This window comes from Methylophilus sp. (assembly GCF_035460085.1).
Taxonomy (GTDB): Bacteria; Pseudomonadota; Gammaproteobacteria; order Burkholderiales; family Methylophilaceae; genus Methylophilus.
Map to the genome: position 1 here is coordinate 1 of NZ_DATHWZ010000011.1, position 19,936 is coordinate 19,936.

16 protein-coding genes are annotated in these 19,936 nt (G+C 48.9%); 9 read left to right on the forward strand and 7 right to left on the reverse strand.

Annotation, left to right across the window (positions count from 1 at the left end; all coding sequences use genetic code 11):
• On the forward strand, positions 1 to 2,203 hold a 2,203-nt coding region (locus VK958_RS01460; protein WP_325238476.1), incomplete at its 5' end, for a type I secretion C-terminal target domain-containing protein.
• Positions 2,204 to 2,260: 57 nt separating this feature from the next.
• Here the strand turns inward: VK958_RS01460 and mfd are convergent.
• Positions 2,261 to 5,653 (reverse strand): transcription-repair coupling factor, encoded by a 3,393-nt coding sequence (gene mfd, locus VK958_RS01465; RefSeq protein WP_325238477.1) that lies wholly within the window; start codon positions 5,651 to 5,653, stop codon positions 2,261 to 2,263.
• 226 nt (positions 5,654 to 5,879) lie between these two features.
• Here mfd and rpiA point away from each other — a divergent pair, with 226 nt between their 5' ends.
• On the forward strand, positions 5,880 to 6,554 hold the full coding sequence (gene rpiA, locus VK958_RS01470) for a ribose-5-phosphate isomerase RpiA (protein WP_325238478.1): 675 nt from the start codon (positions 5,880 to 5,882) through the stop codon (positions 6,552 to 6,554).
• Between the two features lie 16 nt (positions 6,555 to 6,570).
• Entirely contained in the window at positions 6,571 to 8,043 is a 1,473-nt protein-coding gene (gene mltF, locus VK958_RS01475) for a membrane-bound lytic murein transglycosylase MltF (RefSeq protein ID WP_325238479.1), read from the forward strand.
• A gap of 16 nt (positions 8,044 to 8,059) precedes the next feature.
• On the opposite strand, the gene serS is transcribed toward mltF, so the two are convergent.
• From serS to VK958_RS01495, 4 genes are read right to left on the reverse strand one after another with little or no spacing between them, the layout of a single operon-like run.
• The gene (serS, locus tag VK958_RS01480; RefSeq protein WP_325238480.1) at positions 8,060 to 9,334 is read right to left on the reverse strand and encodes a serine--tRNA ligase; all 1,275 of its coding nucleotides are present in this window, start codon (positions 9,332 to 9,334) and stop codon (positions 8,060 to 8,062) included.
• Positions 9,335 to 10,660 (reverse strand): replication-associated recombination protein A, encoded by a 1,326-nt coding sequence (locus VK958_RS01485; RefSeq protein ID WP_325238481.1) that lies wholly within the window; start codon positions 10,658 to 10,660, stop codon positions 9,335 to 9,337.
• Positions 10,661 to 10,683: 23 nt separating this feature from the next.
• Complete coding sequence (gene lolA, locus VK958_RS01490; RefSeq protein ID WP_325238482.1) at positions 10,684 to 11,331, reverse strand: outer membrane lipoprotein periplasmic chaperone LolA; 648 nt, start codon at positions 11,329 to 11,331, stop codon at positions 10,684 to 10,686.
• On the reverse strand, positions 11,324 to 13,636 hold the full coding sequence (locus VK958_RS01495; protein ID WP_325238483.1) for a DNA translocase FtsK: 2,313 nt from the start codon (positions 13,634 to 13,636) through the stop codon (positions 11,324 to 11,326). Before VK958_RS01495 ends, lolA begins: the two co-directional genes overlap by 8 nt.
• A 109-nt stretch (positions 13,637 to 13,745) precedes the next feature.
• Between VK958_RS01495 and VK958_RS01500 the strand changes: the two genes are divergently transcribed.
• From VK958_RS01500 to VK958_RS01510, 3 genes are all read left to right on the forward strand, one after another.
• A complete protein-coding gene (locus tag VK958_RS01500) occupies positions 13,746 to 14,210 on the forward strand; it encodes a Dps family protein (RefSeq protein ID WP_325238484.1) in 465 nt (154 codons plus the stop codon).
• A 113-nt stretch (positions 14,211 to 14,323) separates the two neighbouring features.
• Positions 14,324 to 15,274, forward strand: coding sequence for a thioredoxin-disulfide reductase (gene trxB / locus VK958_RS01505; protein ID WP_325238485.1), 951 nt, complete (start codon positions 14,324 to 14,326; stop codon positions 15,272 to 15,274).
• Positions 15,275 to 15,397: 123 nt separating this feature from the next.
• Positions 15,398 to 15,946: a Smr/MutS family protein gene (locus tag VK958_RS01510; protein ID WP_325238486.1), complete on the forward strand. Its 549-nt coding sequence runs from the start codon at positions 15,398 to 15,400 to the stop codon at positions 15,944 to 15,946.
• A 123-nt stretch (positions 15,947 to 16,069) separates the two neighbouring features.
• Here the strand turns inward: VK958_RS01510 and VK958_RS01515 are convergent, their stop codons facing one another.
• Both VK958_RS01515 and VK958_RS01520 read right to left on the reverse strand, forming a co-directional pair.
• Complete coding sequence (locus VK958_RS01515) at positions 16,070 to 16,711, reverse strand: glycine zipper 2TM domain-containing protein (protein WP_325238487.1); 642 nt, start codon at positions 16,709 to 16,711, stop codon at positions 16,070 to 16,072.
• Positions 16,712 to 16,836: 125 nt separating this feature from the next.
• Positions 16,837 to 17,499 (reverse strand): Crp/Fnr family transcriptional regulator, encoded by a 663-nt coding sequence (locus tag VK958_RS01520; RefSeq protein WP_325238488.1) that lies wholly within the window; start codon positions 17,497 to 17,499, stop codon positions 16,837 to 16,839.
• A 240-nt stretch (positions 17,500 to 17,739) separates the two neighbouring features.
• On the opposite strand from VK958_RS01520, the gene VK958_RS01525 reads away from it, so the two are divergent.
• The 3 genes from VK958_RS01525 to VK958_RS01535 all read left to right on the forward strand — a co-directional run bounded on the left by VK958_RS01525 (position 17,740) and on the right by VK958_RS01535 (position 19,936).
• Positions 17,740 to 18,072, forward strand: a complete 333-nt coding sequence (locus VK958_RS01525; RefSeq protein ID WP_325238489.1) for an ArsR/SmtB family transcription factor — start codon at positions 17,740 to 17,742, stop codon at positions 18,070 to 18,072.
• Between the two features lie 17 nt (positions 18,073 to 18,089).
• Positions 18,090 to 18,512, forward strand: coding sequence for a protein tyrosine phosphatase family protein (locus tag VK958_RS01530; RefSeq protein ID WP_325238490.1), 423 nt, complete (start codon positions 18,090 to 18,092; stop codon positions 18,510 to 18,512).
• A gap of 197 nt (positions 18,513 to 18,709) precedes the next feature.
• The gene (locus VK958_RS01535) at positions 18,710 to 19,936 is read left to right on the forward strand and encodes an NAD(P)/FAD-dependent oxidoreductase (RefSeq protein ID WP_325238491.1); all 1,227 of its coding nucleotides are present in this window, start codon (positions 18,710 to 18,712) and stop codon (positions 19,934 to 19,936) included.

Below are 19,936 nucleotides of genomic sequence, written 5' to 3' on the forward strand. Positions count from 1 at the left end.
CGCAGGTGATGATACCTATATTCTTGACCTGCAGGTCACTGGCTCAGGTGCCTCAGCCAATGTCAATGCATTTGCAGACAACATCACCGAAACCAATGGCACCAGCAACGGCATTGATAGCATCAAGCTCCGCGGTAGTGCAGCCCTCACGAATACCACAACACTATCACTCTCCGGGGAGTGGGCCAGTATCGAGAGTCTTGATGCCTCAGCTACAGGATCAACAAAGCTCAATATACTAGGAAACGCCAATGACAATATACTCATTGGCAATCAAGGATCAAACACCATAAAAGGTGGTGAAGGAAATGATTACATCTATGGTGGAGGCGGTGCCGATATCATGATAGGAGGCAAAGGTGATGATACATATATCGTTGACCATGCTGGAGATCAAGTGGATGAGTCTTTCGCATCCGGGGCTATTCACCTTGTAGCAATCAACGCAAGCGGGCTAATTGGAAATAGTATTAGCTATTTTTCCAGTTTCTCTACAGATGGTCGATACGTTTTATTTGGCAGTATGGCTGATAACTTGATTGATGGCGATGCCAACAGCGCACAAGACTATTTTTTAAAGGATCTTTTCACCGAGCAGTTGACAAGAGTTTCTTTGACCGCTAGTGGAGCAGAGGCTCAAGGCATAGCCTATCAAGACCGGCTAGGAGACAGTCAATTTTCTAAAGATGGAAACTATATTCTGTTTACTGGATATTATGACAATATGGCGCCTGGCGTTTCTAGCTGGGATGGTGTCCAGCACATATATCTGAAAAATTTATTAACAGGTGATGTAAAACTTATTGATCAATTAAATGACACCATTGGCAATGGTGATAGTTTTAGCGCGAGTATTTCCAGCGATAACCGATATGTATTATTTACCTCACTGGCAGGAAACCTCGGAACGGATAATTCATCTGCTCATTTATTTCTTAAGGATCTTTATACTGACAAAATTGAAGTGCTGGCTGAAAAAGTTATCTATGATGCCAAGTTTATGCCAGATAATGGCTCTGTTCTTTTTAGCAGCTCCTCAGATTCATTGGTTGCCAATGACACCAATGGGCAGGCGGACGTATTCATTAAAAATCTGGAAACAGGTGAGGTGTCGCTAATCAGCACCGACAGCAATGACATGCAACTTCATGGTTACTCAAGCGGAGGATCGATCTCCTCTGATGGCAGGTATGTTGCTTTTTCGTCGACAGCCAACTTTACGGGTAACAACATTTACCAGAAACCACATATATATGTCAAAGACTTACAAACAGGTACTCTGCAAGTAATTTCAACTGATGATACCGGCACATTAGCGAATGGAGGATCGACTGGTAACGCATCAATTTCATCATCAGGCAGATATGTCGTCTTCACAAGCGACGCTTCAAACCTGGTGAATAATGATACTAACCGAGAACCTGACGTATTCATTAAAGACATTGTTACTGGTCAAATTCGCATGCTATCTTACGGTAGTGCACAAAGCTGGGTTCTATCCAACCGTGATGCATTTAGCGCTGATGAGCAATATATTACTTTCCAAACAAATTCTGACAATCCTGCCCTTGCCGATAATAATGGCTCTTCGGACGCAATCATTGTTAATAACCCATTTATCACCGGCAACGACTTGGGGATTGATACCGTAAAATCGTCAATCAATTACACCTTAACTGATTACGTTGAGAATCTCGTGCTCACTGGTTCAGTGAATATTAATGGCAATGGCAACAATCTTGATAACATCATCACTGGCAATATCGGCAATAATTCCTTAAATGGCGCCATGGGCAAGGACACCCTGATCGGTGGAGCTGGTAATGACACATTAACAGGTGGCCTGGGTGCTGACACTTTTGTCTGGAATCTTGCGGATAGAGGGACAAATGGACAACCAGCAATCGATAAAATTACAGACTTTAATTCAGCTGAAGATAAGCTGGATTTGAGGGACTTACTGGTTGGTGAGTCTAATGGAAATATTCTGAATTATCTGGATATCACAACCAGCAACACTGCAGGAGTAACGAATACCGAAATCAGAATTAGCAATACTGGTGGCTTTACTGGCGGCAATTACTCTGCAGCAGCAGAAAACCAGCACATTACACTGGCAGGTATAAACTTGCTTGCGGGGACGAATGAAGCTGATTTACTTGCTAACTTAATCAGCCAGAATAAACTGGTGATTGATGCTTAGTTTTTCGTGTGCATAATGAAAAGGCCAGTGCGGTTGCATTGGCCTCTTCATTTCTTATTAAGCAAACTCTTTTAATAATGACTTCACTAATTCTACGCGGTGATTAAGATTGCCCAACTGAACTGTCACGCGTAACTTATCCGGCCCATTCATGCGGCAGCGTTTGTCACGTTGCAATAGATTCACCAGCTTCATCGGGTCGATATCGGCTTTGACATTAAACTGTAATTGAATGGCAGCATCGGAGGCATCCACCTTGATGATGCCCAATGGTTTGGCAGCAATGCGCAGGCGATGACAAGCAATCAATGCTTCGCCGGCTTCCGGCAGCAAGCCAAAGCGGTCAATTAATTCTTCCTGCATTACATCTAGCGACTCATCGTCTTCACAGTTAGCCAGGCGTTTGTATAGCACCAGGCGTTCATGCACATCCGGGCAATAGTTGTTTGGTAATAATGCGGGCGTATGCAGGTTTATTTCAGTCGTCACACCAAGTGGCGCATCCAGGTCAGGCTCTTTACCTGCTTTCAGCTGTTTCACGGCATGATTGAGCATATCGGAATATAAGGTAAATCCAATCTCCTGCATCTCGCCGCTTTGGCTATCGCCCAGCAGCTCGCCAGCCCCACGGATTTCCAGATCATGCATGGCCAGGTGGAAACCGGCGCCCAGATCTTCCAGCAACTGAATCGCATCCAGCCGTTTTTGCGCTTGCGGGGTGATGGTGCGGTGCGGGTCTGTCAGCAAATAGGCATAGGCCTGGTGATGGCTACGGCCGACGCGGCCGCGTAGTTGATGCAATTGCGCCAGGCCGAACATATCTGCCCGGTTGATAATCATGGTATTGGCAGTTGGAACGTCGATACCGGTTTCAACAATCGTTGTACACAGCAATAAATTGGTGCGTTGCTGGTAAAAATCACGCATCACATGTTCCAGCTCGCGTTCACGTAATTGACCGTGACCAATCGCAATCCGCGCTTCAGGTAAAAACTTCTCCAGTTTCTCCTTCATCACATAGATGGTATCGACTTCGTTATGCAGGAAATACACCTGGCCACCGCGTTTGAATTCGCGCATCACCGCTTCGCGAATAATGCCTTCGGAATATTCGGTATGGAAGGTTTTAATCGCCAGACGTTTTTGTGGCGGCGTGGATATCACGGAAAACTCGCGCAAGCCTTCCATTGCCATGCTTAAGGTACGCGGGATAGGTGTCGCGGTCAGGGTGAGCACATCCACCTCGGCGCGCAGGGCTTTCATCTGTTCTTTCTGACGCACGCCGAAACGGTGCTCTTCATCCAGGATCGCCAGACCCAGGTTCTTGAACTTCACATCTTTCTGGATCAGCCTGTGCGTGCCAATGATGATATCGATACTGCCATCTGCCAGACCTTTAAGCGCTTCGGCCTGCTCTTTGGCAGAACGGAAACGTGAAATCTCGGCAATCTTGATCGGCCATTCGGCAAAGCGGTCAACAAAGTTCTGGTAATGTTGTTCGGCCAGTAGCGTGGTTGGCACCAATACTGACACCTGGCGGCCACCCATCACCGCGACAAATGCAGCGCGCAGCGCCACTTCAGTTTTACCAAAGCCAACGTCACCACACACCAGCCTGTCCATAGGGCGGCCGGATTGCATATCTTTAATGACGTTTTCAATCGCTTCGAGCTGGTCTGGCGTTTCTTCAAACGGGAAGCCTTCGCAGAAGGCTTCGTAATCTTGCAGGCTCAGGGTAAACGCATGTCCACGACGCGCGGCGCGTTGTGCATACAAATTCAGCAACTCAGCGGCCGTATCGCGGATCTGCTTGAGTGCTTTTTTCTTGGCTTTTTCCCACTGGCCACTACCCAGCCTGTGTAACGGTGCGCTTTCAGGCGGGCCGCCGGAATAGCGTGAAATCAGGAACAGTTGCGACACCGGCACATATAATTTATCTTCGCCGAAATATTCAATCAACAGTAATTCTGTTTCGCCTTCGCCAAAATCGATATTGACCAGGCCTTTGTAGCGCCCTACCCCATGCTGTTCGTGCACAACCGGGTCACCCAGCCGCAATTCGGAGAGGTCTTTGAGCATGCCTTCGGTATTGCGCGCTTTTTCCTGGTTGCGACGGCGTTGCTGGCGCACGGTGCTGGCATACAGTTCAGCCTCGGTAATGACGGCTAATTCGCCATCAATAAAGCCCTGGTGTAAAGGCGATACGCCCAGCATGACAGGGAACTGGCTTTTCTCAAACCCGGCCCAATCTTCCGCCAGGGAAAAAGTGACGCCGTGCTCGGCAAACAGTTGGGCAATGGTTTCGCGGCGGCCCAGGCTTTCGGCTGCAATCAAAACACGTCCATCAAACTGCTCAATAAACGCCTGTAATTTGTGCAATGGCTGTTCAGCACGACGGTCAACTTCCACCGGCGACAGCGTGGTCACACTTTGCATCTGCTGATGCACCAGCGCAAATGCATGCGTTTGCTTGAAAAACTCATCGGTTTTTTGCAGCAGCGTTTCCGGCCGTAAAATCGGTTTTTCAGCATCGTAGGCCATTAAACGATGCCGGCTATTCGCATCTGCCCAAAAGGTTTGTGCGGCTTTATCAAGGTCACCATGCAAACACAGCACTGTTTGTTTCGGCAGATAATCAAAAAAACTTGCTGTTTGCTCAAAGAACAACGGTAAATACCATTCAACACCGCCACTGGCAGTGCCTTTGCTCACGTCCTTGTAGATTTTGGCGCGTTGCGGGTCGCCTTCAAAATATTCCCTGAACTGGCTGCGGAACAAGGTAATGCCGGCTTCATCCATAGGGAATTCACGCGCCGGTAGCATGCGTATTTCGGTGACCGGATACACGCTGCGCTGCGTATCAATATCAAACGTTCGGATAGTTTCGATCTCGTCATCGAACAAATCGATACGATACGGGAACGCGCTACCCATAGGGTATAAATCCACCAGGCCTCCGCGCACGCTGAACTCGCCCGGGCTCATGACCTGGCTGACATGATGATAGCCCGCTTGCGCACATTGGTGACGTAGTGCATCTACATCCAGCCGCTGGCCTTTTTTCAGCATAAACGTATGCGCGGCCAGGTAAGCCACCGGAGGCAGGCGCAGTAATGCCGTTGCAAGCGGCACAATCACGACATCACTCTGGTTCTGGCTTAACTGATACAACGTGGATAACCGCTCTGAGATTAAATCCGGATGCGGAGAAAACACATCGTAGGGTAAGGTTTCCCAATCCGGCAGCAAATGGACTTCAATGTCTTTAGCGAAATAGGGAATCTCATCCATTAATCGCTGCGCTTCAAACGCATTGGCGGTTAAAATCACCAGTGGCGATTGCTTGGCTTTTAAACCAGCAGCCAATTCGGCTAATGCTTTACTGTCCAATCCCTGACTGTGAAAAGAAAAGCGCTGTGGATGACCAATGACGGGAAGTGAAACTGCCATAAAAAAATAAAATCTTAATGCTCAGGTTAGGTGAGTAGTACTTGGCGAATCTGCCGAGTTTGATATTATAACTGCAAGCGTCGATTGACTGTACCTTACATACACAGACGCTAGAGCGATAACGGTGTGCAAAGCAAAACCAGATTAAAGTTTAGACTCAAGCGGAATCACATTCAGGCACAAGTCTTAATTCGGATCTACACATACACCGGCATGGAGAAACCATATGAACGATAAACAGGCCGTCGCGCTGGAAGCAGCCAGCTACGTAAAGAACGATATGATTGTGGGGTTGGGCACAGGTTCTACCGCCAATTATTTTATTGAGGCGTTGGCTGTGCGCCAGCAACAGGAAAATTTGCGCATCACCACAGTTGCCAGCTCCAATATCAGCATGATCAAAGCCCAGGCTGCCGGATTAACTGTACTGAGTTTGTCCCAATTAAGCCAGATTGATTTGTATGTGGATGGGGCTGATGAAATCACCGCTGACAATAGCTTGCTTAAAGGTCGCGGCTATGACCTGGTCATGGAAAAACTGCTGGCCAAGGCTGCCAAAGAATTTATTGTGGTTGCCGACAAAAGCAAACTGGTCAGCCGTATCGGTGAAAATTATGCTATCCCTATTGAAGTGATGCCATTTGCCTGGCAAGCGGCCAAACATAGTATCGAAGCGATAGGCGGCAATGGTGACTTGCGCCCTAACGCCGCCAAAGATGGCCTCTGTATCACTAGCCATGGCAGCCTGGTACTCGACATGCGTTTTGACGCCGGTTTGGATAGCCATCAATTGAATGCATTGCTCAACAATATCCCTGGTGTGGTTGAGCATGGTATTTTCGTCAAACTGGCGAGCAAAATACTGATTGTAGACCAAGGCAAGATCGAAACCCGCGTGTAACGTTAACGTATTCACGATGCGGATTCTTAACTGTATTTCCACGCGTTATGCATGGCATTGGCTATTACTCGCCTGCCTGGGTAGCGGGTTGGCAGCCTGTACCGACCCTGCATCGCCCAAGCAACCTGCGTTGCAAAAACCTGCACCTGACCCCTACACCATCCGCTTTGTGACTATCAACAGCCCGGATACGTATTTTATCGATAGCCAAAACAATTACGCCGGTTTGGAGTATGACTTGGCGAAACGGTTTGTTGATTTCCTCGGGCCGCCATACAAGCTGGAATTTATAGTCGTAGAGAGTTTCGATAAGGTTTTCCCTGCTTTATTACGTGGAGATGCCGATATTGCAGCCGCTGATATCAGCATCACCGCATCGCGTAAACGGCAAGTCCTGTTTGGACCTGCATTTAACCATGTGCAATCCATGGTGGTTTACAACCGTGACCAGAATAGTGAGCCCGCCAAACCGGAAGCACTTTTTAACAAACGCATTGTGTTACCCAAAAGCACTAGTTTTGTCGAAAGAATGCGCGAGCTGCAATCGCAACATCCGCAAATGACATGGCGGGAAACTGAAAAGCTAAGCTCTGAACAGTTAATAGAAGCGGTTGCGCGTAACGAAATTGATTTTACGGTGGCAGATAATCACCTGCTGGCCATTATGCAATATCTTTATCCGCAGTTGGATGCCGGATTGATGCTCGGGCCAGTAGATAAAATCGCCTGGGCATTGAATAAATTTTCAGGTGAGGAAAAACTGAAACAGGTACAGGCGTTTTTCAAGAAGATAGAAAAAGACGGCACTTTACGCAATTTACTCGACCGTTACTACGGGCATACCAAACGCCTGAAACAGGTGGATGTAGCGACTTTTTTGAGCAAATCCAACACCTTGCTACCCAGGTATACACGCCTGTTCAAAGGTGCGCAGGAGGTGACTGACATAGACTGGCGCCTGCTGGCAGCGCTGAGTTACCAGGAGTCGCATTGGGATAATTACAGCACCTCACCAACCAACGTGCGCGGCTTGATGATGCTGACTGAGCAAACGTCCAACATGATGAATGTGACCAACCGGCTGGATCCCCAGCAAAGTATCATGGCCGGAGCCAAATTTTTGCTGTGGCTCAAGGATCGACTGCCGGCGCGAATCCCCGAACCTGACCGCACCTTTATGACCTTGGCGGCGTACAACAATGGCGTTGGCCATCTGGAAGATGCGCGGATTATTGCGCAACGGCTGGGACTTAACCCGGACAGCTGGGCGGATGTAAAACGCGGTTACCAACTGCTGAATGACCCCGAGCACTACGTGAATGCCAAGCATGGATACTGTAGCTGCGGCGCGCCGGTGATTTACACCGAACTGGTGCGCAGTTACTACCAGATCATGCAGAAATATTACCCTGTGTACGATCCGGGGTTGGACCCCTACAAGATTGCTGATACAAAAATGCCCTGGCTTTTAGCCAAGGCAAATGAGTAAAGTTCAGGTTTCAGAATTAAACCGTAATAGCAGTCTTGCCACCCATATAAGGCTGCAATACTTTCGGAATCGTTACGCTACCATCAGCGTTCTGGTTATTCTCCAGCACTGCCACCAGCGTACGCCCTACCGCCAGTCCGGAACCGTTTAAGGTATGCAATAATTCAGGCTTGCCATTGGCATTCCTGAAACGAGCCTGTAAACGCCGCGCCTGGAAAGCTTCACAGTTAGACACAGAAGAAATTTCACGGTAAGTGTTTTGTGCAGGCAACCACACTTCCAGATCATAGGTTTTAGCGGCACCAAAACCCATATCGCCAGTACACAACGAGACTACCCTGTAAGGTAACTCCAGCGCCTGCAACACATTCTCGGCATGGCCGACCATCTCCTCAAGTGCCTGATAGCTGTTTTCCGGATGCACAATCTGCACCATCTCGACTTTATCAAACTGGTGCTGGCGGATCATACCCTTGGTATCACGGCCATAAGAACCAGCTTCAGAGCGGAAACAGGGTGTATGGGCGGTCAGTTTGATCGGCAGCGATTCCAGCCCTACGATCTCGTCACGCACAGTATTGGTCAAAGTCACTTCAGAAGTCGGGATCAGGTACAACTTGCTATCGTTATGCGGCGTGACAAACAGGTCTTCTTCAAATTTGGGTAACTGCCCAGTGCCAACCAAAGTCTCACGATTCACCATATACGGCGTGTAGCACTCGGTATAACCATGTTTTTCTGTTTGCGTATCCAGCATAAATTGTGCAATTGCTCGATGTAATCTGGCGATTTGGCCTTTCATAAGGGTAAAACGTGCACCTGACAATTTAGCGCCGGTATCAAAGTCCAGGCCCAACGGTGCACCCACATCGGCATGATCTTTGACATCAAAGTCAAAACTACGGGGGGTACCCCAGCGGCGCACTTCCACGTTTTGCGTTTCATCATTACCGACTGGTACGCTTTCATGCGGCAAGTTAGGTACATTCAGCATCAAGGCTTGTAAATTGGCTTGTATCTCATTCAACTGGGCTTCAGCCGCTTTTAACTCATCACCCAAGCCAGCCACTTCTGCCAGAATCGCACTGGCATCTTCGCCTTTGGATTTGGCAAACCCAATCTGCTTGGAAGCCGCATTCCGTTTTGCCTGGAGATTTTCAGTATTGGTCTGAATTGTTTTTCGCTCAGCTTCCAGGGCTTTAAAGACATCAATAAGAAAATCAAACTTGCGCGCTTTCAGACGCGCGGCTACATTATCCAAATCGTTTCTAAGTTGTTGTATATCTAACATTTATTTTTTCGCTTTGCTGTTCAGGTATTCTTGGTCTAGTGCTCGTAAGTGATTGAGTTTTTCGCTTATTTTACCTTCCAATCCACGGGATGTGGGCTGGTAAAATGCCTGCGCCGGTAAATCATCCGGGAAGTATTGCTCGCCAGCGGCATAGGCATTGGGTTCATTATGCGCATAGCGGTATTCTTTGCCGTAATCCAGTGCCTTCATCAGTTTGGTCGGCGCATTTCTCAAATGCAAGGGCACCATACGGGATTTATCCTGCGCCACAAATGCCTTGGCCTGGTTATAAGCCATGTAGGCGGCATTGCTTTTAGCAGCAACGGCCAGGTAAATCACTGCATTGCTTAGCGCGAGTTCGCCTTCAGGTGAGCCTAGCCGCTCGTAAATCTGGATGGCCTCCAGCGCAATGGTTTGCGCTTTAGGGTCAGCCAGGCCGATATCTTCAAACGCCATGCGTACGATGCGTCGTGCCAGATACAATGGGTCGGCGCCGCCATCCAGCATACGCACAAACCAGTAAAGCGCTGCATCCGGGTTGGAGCCGCGTACCGATTTATGCAAGGCGGAGATCTGGTCATAAAACGCTTCACCACCTTTATCAAACCGGCGCAATTTGCTGGCCATGCTGGATTGCAAAAATGCATCGTCAATGGTGTCTATGTTGGCAGTCAATGCACCGCTAAACAGCCCTTCTGCAAAATTAAGCAAGCGCCTCGCATCGCCATCGGCGTAATCTAATATCTGTTCTTTAACCTTATCGTTAAGGGTAATCTCTGGCGCCATTTTAAGGCGTGCGCGTTCAAGTAATTCTGCCAGCTCATCTTCAGTCAACGCGGTCAGCACGAATACTTGCGACCGGCTCAGCAACGCACTGTTTACTTCAAACGAAGGGTTTTCGGTTGTCGCGCCGATAAACGTAATCAGTCCACTTTCAACAAACGGCAAAAACGCATCCTGCTGACCTTTGTTAAAGCGATGTACCTCATCGACAAACAGGATGGTATTACGGCCGGTTTGCTGCAAGGTCAATTCAGCGCGTTCAACTGCTTCGCGGATATCCTTGATGCCGGACAAGACTGCTGATAATGGCACAAACTCCGCATCGGCCGTTTGCGCAATCAGGCGCGCCAACGTCGTTTTACCGACGCCTGGCGGCCCCCACAAAATCATGGAAGGCAATTTGCCGGATTCAAATGCACGGCGCAAAGGCTTGCCCTCGCCGAGCAGATGCGTTTGCCCTACCACTTCATTCAGTGTTTTTGGGCGCAGTTGCTCGGCAAGTGGGACAGAAGAAGGTGTTTGTGGCTCAAACAGGGAGGACATAACGTCTGGCTGGTCGTGGTGACTTATTCACCAACGACATCCACCCCTTTTGGCACCGTAAACAGGAACTGGGAAGTATTGAGTGATGGATTGACCTCCACATTAGAAAAAACAATGTGTGTGCTTTGATTAAATGCATCAACCAGGCGCATCTCAGCGAGCTTGCCATGATTAAAAGAAATAATCACCACCTGGAAGCCACTGTCTTTTTGCTTTGGCTTGGCTTGCACGCGTTGCAGGCCTTCAAAATCGACCAGACGTGACAAGCGGAAACTTTCTTCTACATTGGGTCCACCCGCGAGCAAAGCGGCAGGGCTTGTACCCAGTACTTTATCCAAGGTACGCACACTGACCTGCTGCAAATCGATATCAAACAGGAAAACCTGGCGCCCATCACTGATGATCTGCTGTTCGTAAGGCTTCTGGTAATCCCAACGAAATTTGTTAGGCCGTTGTAACAACATGTTGCCGTTGACTTCCTGCACCTTGCGACCTTTCTGGTCGAACACGGTTTGCTTGAAATCGGCCCGCATCGATTGTGTCGTTTGGTAAAACTGTTTTAAATCATCAACACCATCCGCATTAGCAGGAGATTGATAGCAGATGCTGGCAAATATCACGGCTATTGCACCAGCCCAGTGACGTATAGCAGGCAATAATCGATTATTCATGGTCGCCTCCAGCCTTCACTAATACTTCACGGTTCCCATTACTTTGCATCGCTGATACCAAACCTGCACGCTCCATATCTTCTATCAATCTTGCTGCCCTGTTGTAACCAATCCGTAATTGGCGCTGCACCGAGGAAATAGACGCACGACGGGTTTTAAGCACAATCGCCACCGCTTCATCATACAGGGGATCTTTTTCGCCGCCGGCATCATCGCCACCAAGAACACCATCGATGTCACCGCCTTCGGTCTCATTGGTCAGAATGCCTTCTATGTAATTCGGTTCCCCTTGTGCCTTGAGGAAGTTGACCACATTATGCACTTCACCATCGCTGACAAAGGCGCCATGAATACGCTGCGGATAACCGCTACCCGGCGGCAAGTACAGCATATCACCTTGACCAAGCAAGGTTTCTGCGCCCATCTGGTCCAGAATCGTACGTGAGTCAATTTTACTGGATACCTGGAAAGCGACACGTGTCGGCACGTTGGCTTTAATCAGGCCGGTAATCACATCGACTGAAGGACGTTGCGTTGCGAGCACCAGGTGAATACCGGACGCACGCGCTTTTTGAGCCAGGCGGGCAATCAATTCTTCCACTTTTTTACCGACGACCATCATCAGGTCAGCCAGTTCGTCGATCACCACCACGATCAATGGCATTTCATCCAATGGCTCTGGCTCATCCGGCGTCAGGCTGAACGGGTGCGGAATAGAAGTGCCCTGTTTTTTGGCTTCCTGGATTTTCTGGTTATAGCCCGCGAGGTTACGCACACCCAAGGTAGACATCAATTTATAACGGCGCTCCATTTCGGCTACACACCAGTTCAGTGCGTTCGCGGCCTGACGCATATCCGTCACCACTGGTGCCAGCAAATGCGGGATCCCTTCATACACAGACAATTCCAGCATTTTTGGGTCAATCAGGATCATGCGCACACGATTGGCTTCAGATTTATACAGCAGGCTCAGGATCAGTGCATTGATCGCAACTGACTTACCCGAACCAGTGGTACCCGCGACCAGCACATGCGGCATTTTCGCCAGGTCAGCCACAATCGGTTTACCGGCAATATCTTTACCCATGGCGATAGCGATAGGGGAATTCAAATCCGCATAGGCCTGGCTGCCCATGATTTCGGATAAAGATACAATCTGGCGTTTGGGGTTAGGAATTTCCAGGCCCATATAGCTTTTGCCGGGAATGGTTTCCACCACACGCACGCTGATCACCGATAATGCTCGTGCCAGGTCTTTGGAAAGATTAGTGATCTGGCTGCCTTTGACGCCTGGCGCCGGGTCCAGCTCATAGCGTGTAATGACCGGGCCAGGCTGGGCAAGCACCACTTTGACTTCGATACCAAAGTCCATCAGTTTGCGTTCGATCAGGCGTGAAGTGAAATCCAGTGTTTCCGCCGATTGCAACTCCACCGATTGATTAGGTGCATCCAGCAAATGTAGCGCTGGCAAGCCTTCCTGCTCAATAGCTTCAAACAATACCGTTTGTTTTTCTTTAATCACACGCTCACTCGGCACTACCAGTACTTCGGGCACGGCAATTTCTACCGGTTTGCGGTCTTCTACGCGCTTGCGTTCAGACTCGACAAACTCTTCACGCGCCTGGAAAGCCTGACGCCCGACTTTGCGGTCCTGCCAATCCTGGAATTTCAGCGTGCTCCATTGGTGAAAGTGAATCACCCATTCGCCCAGACGCTCGCTCATGCTGATCAACGACCAGCCGGTAAATAAACTGAATGCAGTCGCAAACAGCACGAGTAACAGCATGGTCGAGCCGGCAAAACCAAACATATTGCGTAATAAATGATCAATACCGCTGCCAATGACACCACCCTGTTTCAGCGGAAAATCCGCCGGGAAACTGACCAAGTGCCCGGATTCAAGGGCTGCTGAAGCCAATAATAACAAGGCAAAGCCAACGCCGTTCAACCACCAATCCTCTTTTTCAACTGCATCAAGGTGCAGTTGCTGATACATTAGCCATACTATATAAAAGGCCAGCACCACAAACCACCAGGAAGAGAAACCGAATAAAGACAGCAGCACATCGGCAATCCAGGCCCCTACCGTGCCACCGGCATTATGAATAATGTCATTTTCACCGATCGCATGTGTCCATCCCGGGTCCGCATGCGAGTATGATGCAAGAATCACGGCCAGAAAAACACCCAGCGCGGCCAAGGCAATCCAGCTGACTTCGCGCAGCAATTTCGCATCGCGCAGTTGTTTTTCTGTGGACACTTTTTCCAAACGGGCATTGGAAACATTTTTTTTATTAAAAAACAATGCGTTATCTCTTTCTTTACGCAAGTGAACTTAAATGATTATAACAAAATCAAATTGCACACAGGCACTCTAGCTTTTAAAATACATTCAACGACAACAAGGAGACATCATGGATATTGGTATTAATAATAAAGACCGCCACGAAATTGCTGAGGGCGTATCAAAACTGTTGGCGGATACCTACACTTTGTATCTGAAAACCCATTACTTCCACTGGAATGTCACCGGCCCAATGTTCAATACGTTGCACCTGATGTTTGAAACACAATATACAGAACTGGCACTGGCAGTTGATGCAATTGCCGAGCGTATTCGTTCGCTCGGTGTGCATGCGCCAGGTACATATGCGCAGTTCTCCAAATTGACCTCCATTGAGGAAACTGTGGATGTGCCTAAAGCACAGGATATGATCAGCGAGCTGGTTGCCGGTCACGAAGCCGTCTGTCGCACCGCGCGTAGCGTATTCCCGGCTGCAGAAAAAGCGGATGATGAAGCCACGGCTGATTTGCTGACACAGCGCCTGCAGGTGCATGAGAAAACTGCATGGATGTTACGCAGCCTGTTGGAAAAATAATTCTTCACTCTAGCACAGCACTATTTAGTACCCGAATTTGGGGATGAAACCTTGCAACAAGTGATTTCATCCCCATTTTATTGAACAGATTAAACCAAAAAAGAAAGAAAAGTATGGCTACCAAGCATGCGCGTTTATTGATTCTAGGCTCCGGCCCTGCCGGTTACAGTGCAGCCGTATATGCGGCCCGTGCTAATTTGAGTCCGGTCCTTATCACCGGCCTGGCACAAGGTGGTCAATTAATGACGACAACTGAAGTGGATAACTGGCCTGCGGATGCTGACGGGGTGATGGGTCCGGAATTGATGGAGCGTTTTCAAAAGCACGCTGAACGTTTCAATACAGAAATGATTTTTGACCATATCCACACTACCCATCTCAAGGAAAAGCCAATCCGCCTGGTAGGTGATAACGGTGAATATACGTGTGATGCCTTGATTATTGCGACTGGCGCCTCAGCCAAATACCTTGGCCTGCCTAGCGAAGAAGCCTTTGCCGGCAAAGGCGTCTCTGCCTGCGCCACTTGTGATGGCTTTTTCTACCGTAACCAGGAAGTAGCTGTGATTGGTGGTGGCAATACTGCCGTGGAAGAAACATTGTATTTGTCCAACATTGCCAGCAAAGTGACGCTGGTGCACAGGCGTGACAAGTTCAAAGCAGAAGCGATCCTGGTCGATAAATTAATGGAACGCGTCAAGGAAGGCAAAGTCGTTCTGGAAACGTTTCACACGCTGGATGAAGTGTTGGGCGACAACACCGGGGTGACCGGCATGCGTCTGAAAGATGTGAACTCAAGCACTACCAAGGATGTGCCGCTTAAAGGCGTATTCATTGCGATTGGCCACCAGCCGAATACACAGATATTTGAAGGCCAACTGGATATGGAAGGCGGTTATATCATTACCCAGGCCGGGCGCCAGGGCAACTTCACTGCGACCAGCGTTCCAGGTGTCTTTGCGGCGGGTGACGTGCAGGACCATATTTACCGCCAGGCAGTCACCAGTGCCGGTACCGGTTGTATGGCCGCACTGGATGCCGAGCGTTATTTGACTAACCTTGAATAATCAGTTCGGACCAAGTATTTAGTTAACTAATGCTCCGTAAATGAAAAGCGCACCCAAGGAATACAACTGGGGTGCGCTTTTTTTCTTTTAGAATGCAGCCTTGAGCTAGTAAAATAGATCGCCATGACGAGCGACTTGCCAAATACAGAGGATGACGACGACATTCACCTGTTCCATGAAGCAGTCAAAGGCGCACGTCCAGTCGAACACAAGCGTATCCTGCATGCGCCAAAAAAGCCTAAACCCATTCCCCGGCAATTGATTCGTGACGAGCAGCAGGCATTAAGGGATTCTTTAAGCGATCACTATATTCCTGCGCACGAACTGGAGAGTGGCGAAGAATTACTTTATTTACGTGATGGTCAATCACCTATTATCTTGAGCAAACTTCGCCGTGGTCACTGGGTAGTGCAGGCTCATATCGACTTGCACGGATTAATCAGTGATGAAGCCCGGTTATATGTGTCCGAATTTATTGCCAACTGTAAAAAACGTGGTTTGCGTTGCGTACGCATCGTACACGGCAAAGGATTAGGCTCGAGAAATAAAGAGCCAGTGCTTAAACACAAACTGAGAAACTGGCTGATGCAAAAAGATGAAGTCATCGCTTATGCCCAGGCCAGGCAGACAGATGGCGGGAGTGGCGCGGTGATTGTGCTGCTTAAAGCTTAAAACGCGATACCCTTGCCTGTATCGCGTTTTGCATTTCTAAAGTACTCTCAACTCAGGGTTAGCACTTTAACGCGGGTCCTGGATTAACAAAGCCCTAAATTAACCAATTCCTGAATCAACGCTTTACTCCCAATAACGACCTGGCTTATGTGCTCCGTGTCCTTTGCCAGCTTTTGGGCGAAAATTAGACGAGCGGAAGTCCGAAGCCCTGTAAGCAACCTGACGATAAACCACGGGTGCCGGCTGAATCTGGGTGTAGTGCGGCCTCATCACAACACTCACATCCATCACCGGGCCAGGGTCCTTGTCCATTAAGGTGCTGTATTGACGACCCTGATACTCATAATTCACCATATAGCCGGTCGTCACCATCTGCCATTGGTCAACCACGACACATTGCTCAACCGGGCGGGTCACTACGCGCGCTTGACCATACACAGCCTGACTGCCGACCCGATCACCCACAACCGCGCCTACCCCGGCACCCACTGCAGCAGCAGCGACGCGGCCATTACCCTTACCAATGGTGCTGCCAAGCAAACCGCCAGCGATCCCTCCGATAATGGCGCCAGTATTGGAGCGCGCGGGTTGCTGATATACACTTTCGCGCACATAAGCAGTCTGGCATTCCTGGCGGGGCTGGTTGATGCGCTGCACCTGGGGACTCACCGACAGCACGCGCGCCCTGTCTATAAAAGTCTCATCAGCAAGCGCCGTTTGGCTGGTCACCATTAATACAATACTTAATCCAATCAGTTTTCGCATTCACCTTCTCCTGTCGAACAATGCCTGATGCAGTTAATTCCATAACGTGCATTCAAACATGAGAGATGACTGCTGGATGTATCGATCTGTGGCTGATTTGTATCGTTGAAGATACAGGATTACTTTTACTGGCTGCTGTTTGCCAGCTTGAGCAACTCGCCGCGCTGCTGGATTTCGATGATGCCGCGGCCCATGCTAAGCCAGCCTTTTTGCTCAAGCCGCTTTAACTGGCGGCTGATCACTTCCCGCGCGGTACCCAGTTCATCGGCAATCTGCTGATGCGTGCGTTGAATGGTGTTGTTACCGACATCAAGCAGACATTTTGCCAGGCGCGCATCCAGCGTCTGGAAAGCCACTTCGTCCAGCAACACGATCAGGTCGCTGATCAGAGCACCATAATTATGCATGACGTATTGCCGAAATACCTGTGAATCGATCATCAGGCGGTGAAAAATCGCATCGGGCACAATCACATCCTGGATTTCTTGTTCCACGATAGTGGAAGCCGGATATAGGCTATTGCCTAACAGGCAGGTGGTAGTGATCACACATGTTTCACCAGCACCTACCCGGTACAACAAAATCTCCCGTCCGGTAGCAGACATTTTGTAAACTCGTGAGCGCCCTTTTAACCGTAAAACATAGCCGCCACAGTGGTCACCTTCCTGATAACCAATCGTACCCACCGGGGCCTCGACGATACGCGCATATTGCAATAATAACTTCTTGCCTGACTCTTCAAGTGCTTCCAGCTCGGGAAACAGACTCATCCATGACAGTGATTGCATAATAACCATATCCCCATTTGTTTTTTATTTTGGCTCCGCGTGGTGACGCAGAACTTACAACGACGCACTTTTATGCGATAAACTTTATCATAATTGAGTCATCAGCTATCAGAACAGTGACAATCTTCAGGACGGATTCTGCTTACCCTGGATTGATTCGCCCCACTGGTTATTGATCTGAGAGTCAAACAATCATTCATATAATATACAAATAATGATCTTCATAGGGGTATTACGCAGATGTCAGAAATTGCAACGAATATTTTTGAGCAGTTGAGAGCCTCCGCCGATCAGGCCAGCAGTCTATTAAAAGTGATGGCGAATAGCGACAGATTGATGCTGCTGTGTCAGCTGTCACAAGGTGAAAAGTCCGTGAGTGCGTTGGAAACCAGTTTGAATTTACGTCAACCCAGCCTGTCTCAACAATTAACTGTATTACGTGAAGCGCAACTAGTCACTACCCGCCGTGAAGGCAAAAATATGTATTACAGTATCAGCAGCCCGGCAGCACTGGCAGTCATTCAGGTATTACACCGTGAGTTTTGCCAAAAAGCCATCGCAGTGCAGTTTTAAGAATGTTAGGAGCCAGTATGGATATCAAGAAAATTGATCAACGCTTTAGTACGGCCGGTCAATTGACTGAAGCTGATTTGGAAACCGTTGCCAGTCAAGGCTATAAATTGGTCATCAATTTCCGCCCGGATAATGAAGGAGGAGACGCACAACCCGCCAATGCAGCGCTTGCCGAAAAAGCTAAAGCATTAGGGTTGGCTTATGCTTACATACCTGTGATTCCAAACCAGATTCAACCTGCGCATGTCGATCAGCTACGCACATTACTCGCACGGCATTCCGGGGCAGCGCTTGGTTTTTGCCGTACCGGCAATCGCGCCAATAACGTTTACCAGCAAACATTGCAGTCTGATGCCATGAACAAGCCAGACTGTTGCAGCCAGCAAGACGGTGATGGACAGAACCTGTCTTCACGCGTGCTAGGCTGGCTAAAACGTTAAGGATTCACGGAATAAGTCATTGAGATGGATGAAGTGCAAGGTGCCAGGAACGCAAACACCAATCTAGTATGCGGCATACAGTGAGGTTTTGAGGCTTTAATTAAAAATCTCTCTTACCTAGGCAATGACGCTCGCGAAGAAATGATATTCCGTTTTATCCTGAATTCTGACCTCACTATTTAGGAAAATAAAATTATATGAGTAACTCATCCTATGACATTGTCATTGTGGGAGGCGGCAGCGCTGGCAGCGCCCTTGCGGCAAGTGTAAAAAAGCGTGCGCCTTCACTCACGATTGCCATCATCGAACCTTCCGATAAACACTATTACCAACCGGCCTGGACCCTAGTAGGCGCGGGCGAATTTGATGTCAATAAAACCGTCAGGCCAATGGCTCAGGCCATTCCCGACGGAGTGACCTGGCTAAAAGCCGCAGTAACTGAATTCCAGCCAACCGAGAAAAAGGTCATTACAGACACGCTTGGCACCATTCAATATACACAACTGGTGGTCGCTGCCGGATTGAGACTGAACTGGGAAGGCATTAAAGGCCTGACTGAGACGTTAGGCAAAAATGGCGTTACTTCAAATTACCGGGTTGATCTGGCACCTTATACCTGGCAACTGGTACAGCAACTGCAATCAGGTGAGGCGATTTTCACTCAACCACCGATGCCGATCAAATGCGCGGGTGCACCACAAAAAGCACTCTATCTTTCATGCGCAGAATGGCTGGGCAAAGGCCGATTAGGTCATATTAAAGCTTCATTTTATAGCGCGACCCCGGCACTCTTCAGTGTGAAAGAGTATGTTGCACCTTTGATGCAATATATCCGCCGTTATAAAGTCAACCTCAACCTCAATAGCACCATGGTTGAAGTGGATGGGCCAGGCAAAACTGCCTGGTTCAATGTTAAAGATGCAGATGGCAATGTGCAGCGTATCAGCAAACCGTTTGATTTACTGCATGTGGTACCTCCGCAAACGGCGCTGGATTTCTTGAAAAAAAGCCCGCTTGCGAATGCGGATGGCTGGGTAGAAGTGGATCAGCATAGCTTGCAGCATGTGCGTTATCCGGAAGTGTTTGGCGTGGGGGACTGCACCAGTACCCCGAATGCAAAAACAGCTGCCGCCGCGCGCAAGCAAGTCGTCATTGCTGCCGAAAATATTTTAGCGCAGCGCGAAGGAAAAGCGTTGCTATCGCGCTACGACGGTTATGGCTCGTGCCCGCTGACAGTCGAAAAGGGCAAAATCATCCTTGCCGAATTCGGGTATGGCGGCAAGATTGTGCCTACCTTCCCCTGGGACTCTACGAAGCCGCGCCGCTCTGCATGGTTGCTGAAGAAATATGTGTTGCCGTGGCTCTACTGGAACCTGATGCTAAAAGGTCGCGAATGGCTGGCACGCTGCGGTGCTTGCGGTTAA

Bases quoted from the DNA above. Each gene is read 5' to 3' on its own strand.
- VK958_RS01525 (WP_325238489.1), top strand. From the start codon at position 17,740: ATGTCAGAAATTGCAACGAATATTTTTGAGCAGTTGAGAGCCTCCGCC.
- rpiA (WP_325238478.1), top strand. From the start codon at position 5,880: ATGAACGATAAACAGGCCGTCGCGCTGGAAGCAGCCAGCTACGTAAAG.
- VK958_RS01530 (WP_325238490.1), top strand. From the start codon at position 18,090: ATGGATATCAAGAAAATTGATCAACGCTTTAGTACGGCCGGTCAATTG.
- VK958_RS01510 (WP_325238486.1), top strand. From the start codon at position 15,398: ATGACGAGCGACTTGCCAAATACAGAGGATGACGACGACATTCACCTG.
- lolA (WP_325238482.1), bottom strand. From the start codon at position 11,331: ATGAATAATCGATTATTGCCTGCTATACGTCACTGGGCTGGTGCAATA.
- VK958_RS01520 (WP_325238488.1), bottom strand. From the start codon at position 17,499: ATGCAATCACTGTCATGGATGAGTCTGTTTCCCGAGCTGGAAGCACTT.
- mltF (WP_325238479.1), top strand. From the start codon at position 6,571: ATGCGGATTCTTAACTGTATTTCCACGCGTTATGCATGGCATTGGCTA.
- mfd (WP_325238477.1), bottom strand. From the start codon at position 5,653: ATGGCAGTTTCACTTCCCGTCATTGGTCATCCACAGCGCTTTTCTTTT.
- trxB (WP_325238485.1), top strand. From the start codon at position 14,324: ATGGCTACCAAGCATGCGCGTTTATTGATTCTAGGCTCCGGCCCTGCC.
- VK958_RS01500 (WP_325238484.1), top strand. From the start codon at position 13,746: ATGGATATTGGTATTAATAATAAAGACCGCCACGAAATTGCTGAGGGC.
- VK958_RS01485 (WP_325238481.1), bottom strand. From the start codon at position 10,660: ATGTCCTCCCTGTTTGAGCCACAAACACCTTCTTCTGTCCCACTTGCC.
- serS (WP_325238480.1), bottom strand. From the start codon at position 9,334: ATGTTAGATATACAACAACTTAGAAACGATTTGGATAATGTAGCCGCG.
- VK958_RS01515 (WP_325238487.1), bottom strand. From the start codon at position 16,711: ATGCGAAAACTGATTGGATTAAGTATTGTATTAATGGTGACCAGCCAA.
- VK958_RS01535 (WP_325238491.1), top strand. From the start codon at position 18,710: ATGAGTAACTCATCCTATGACATTGTCATTGTGGGAGGCGGCAGCGCT.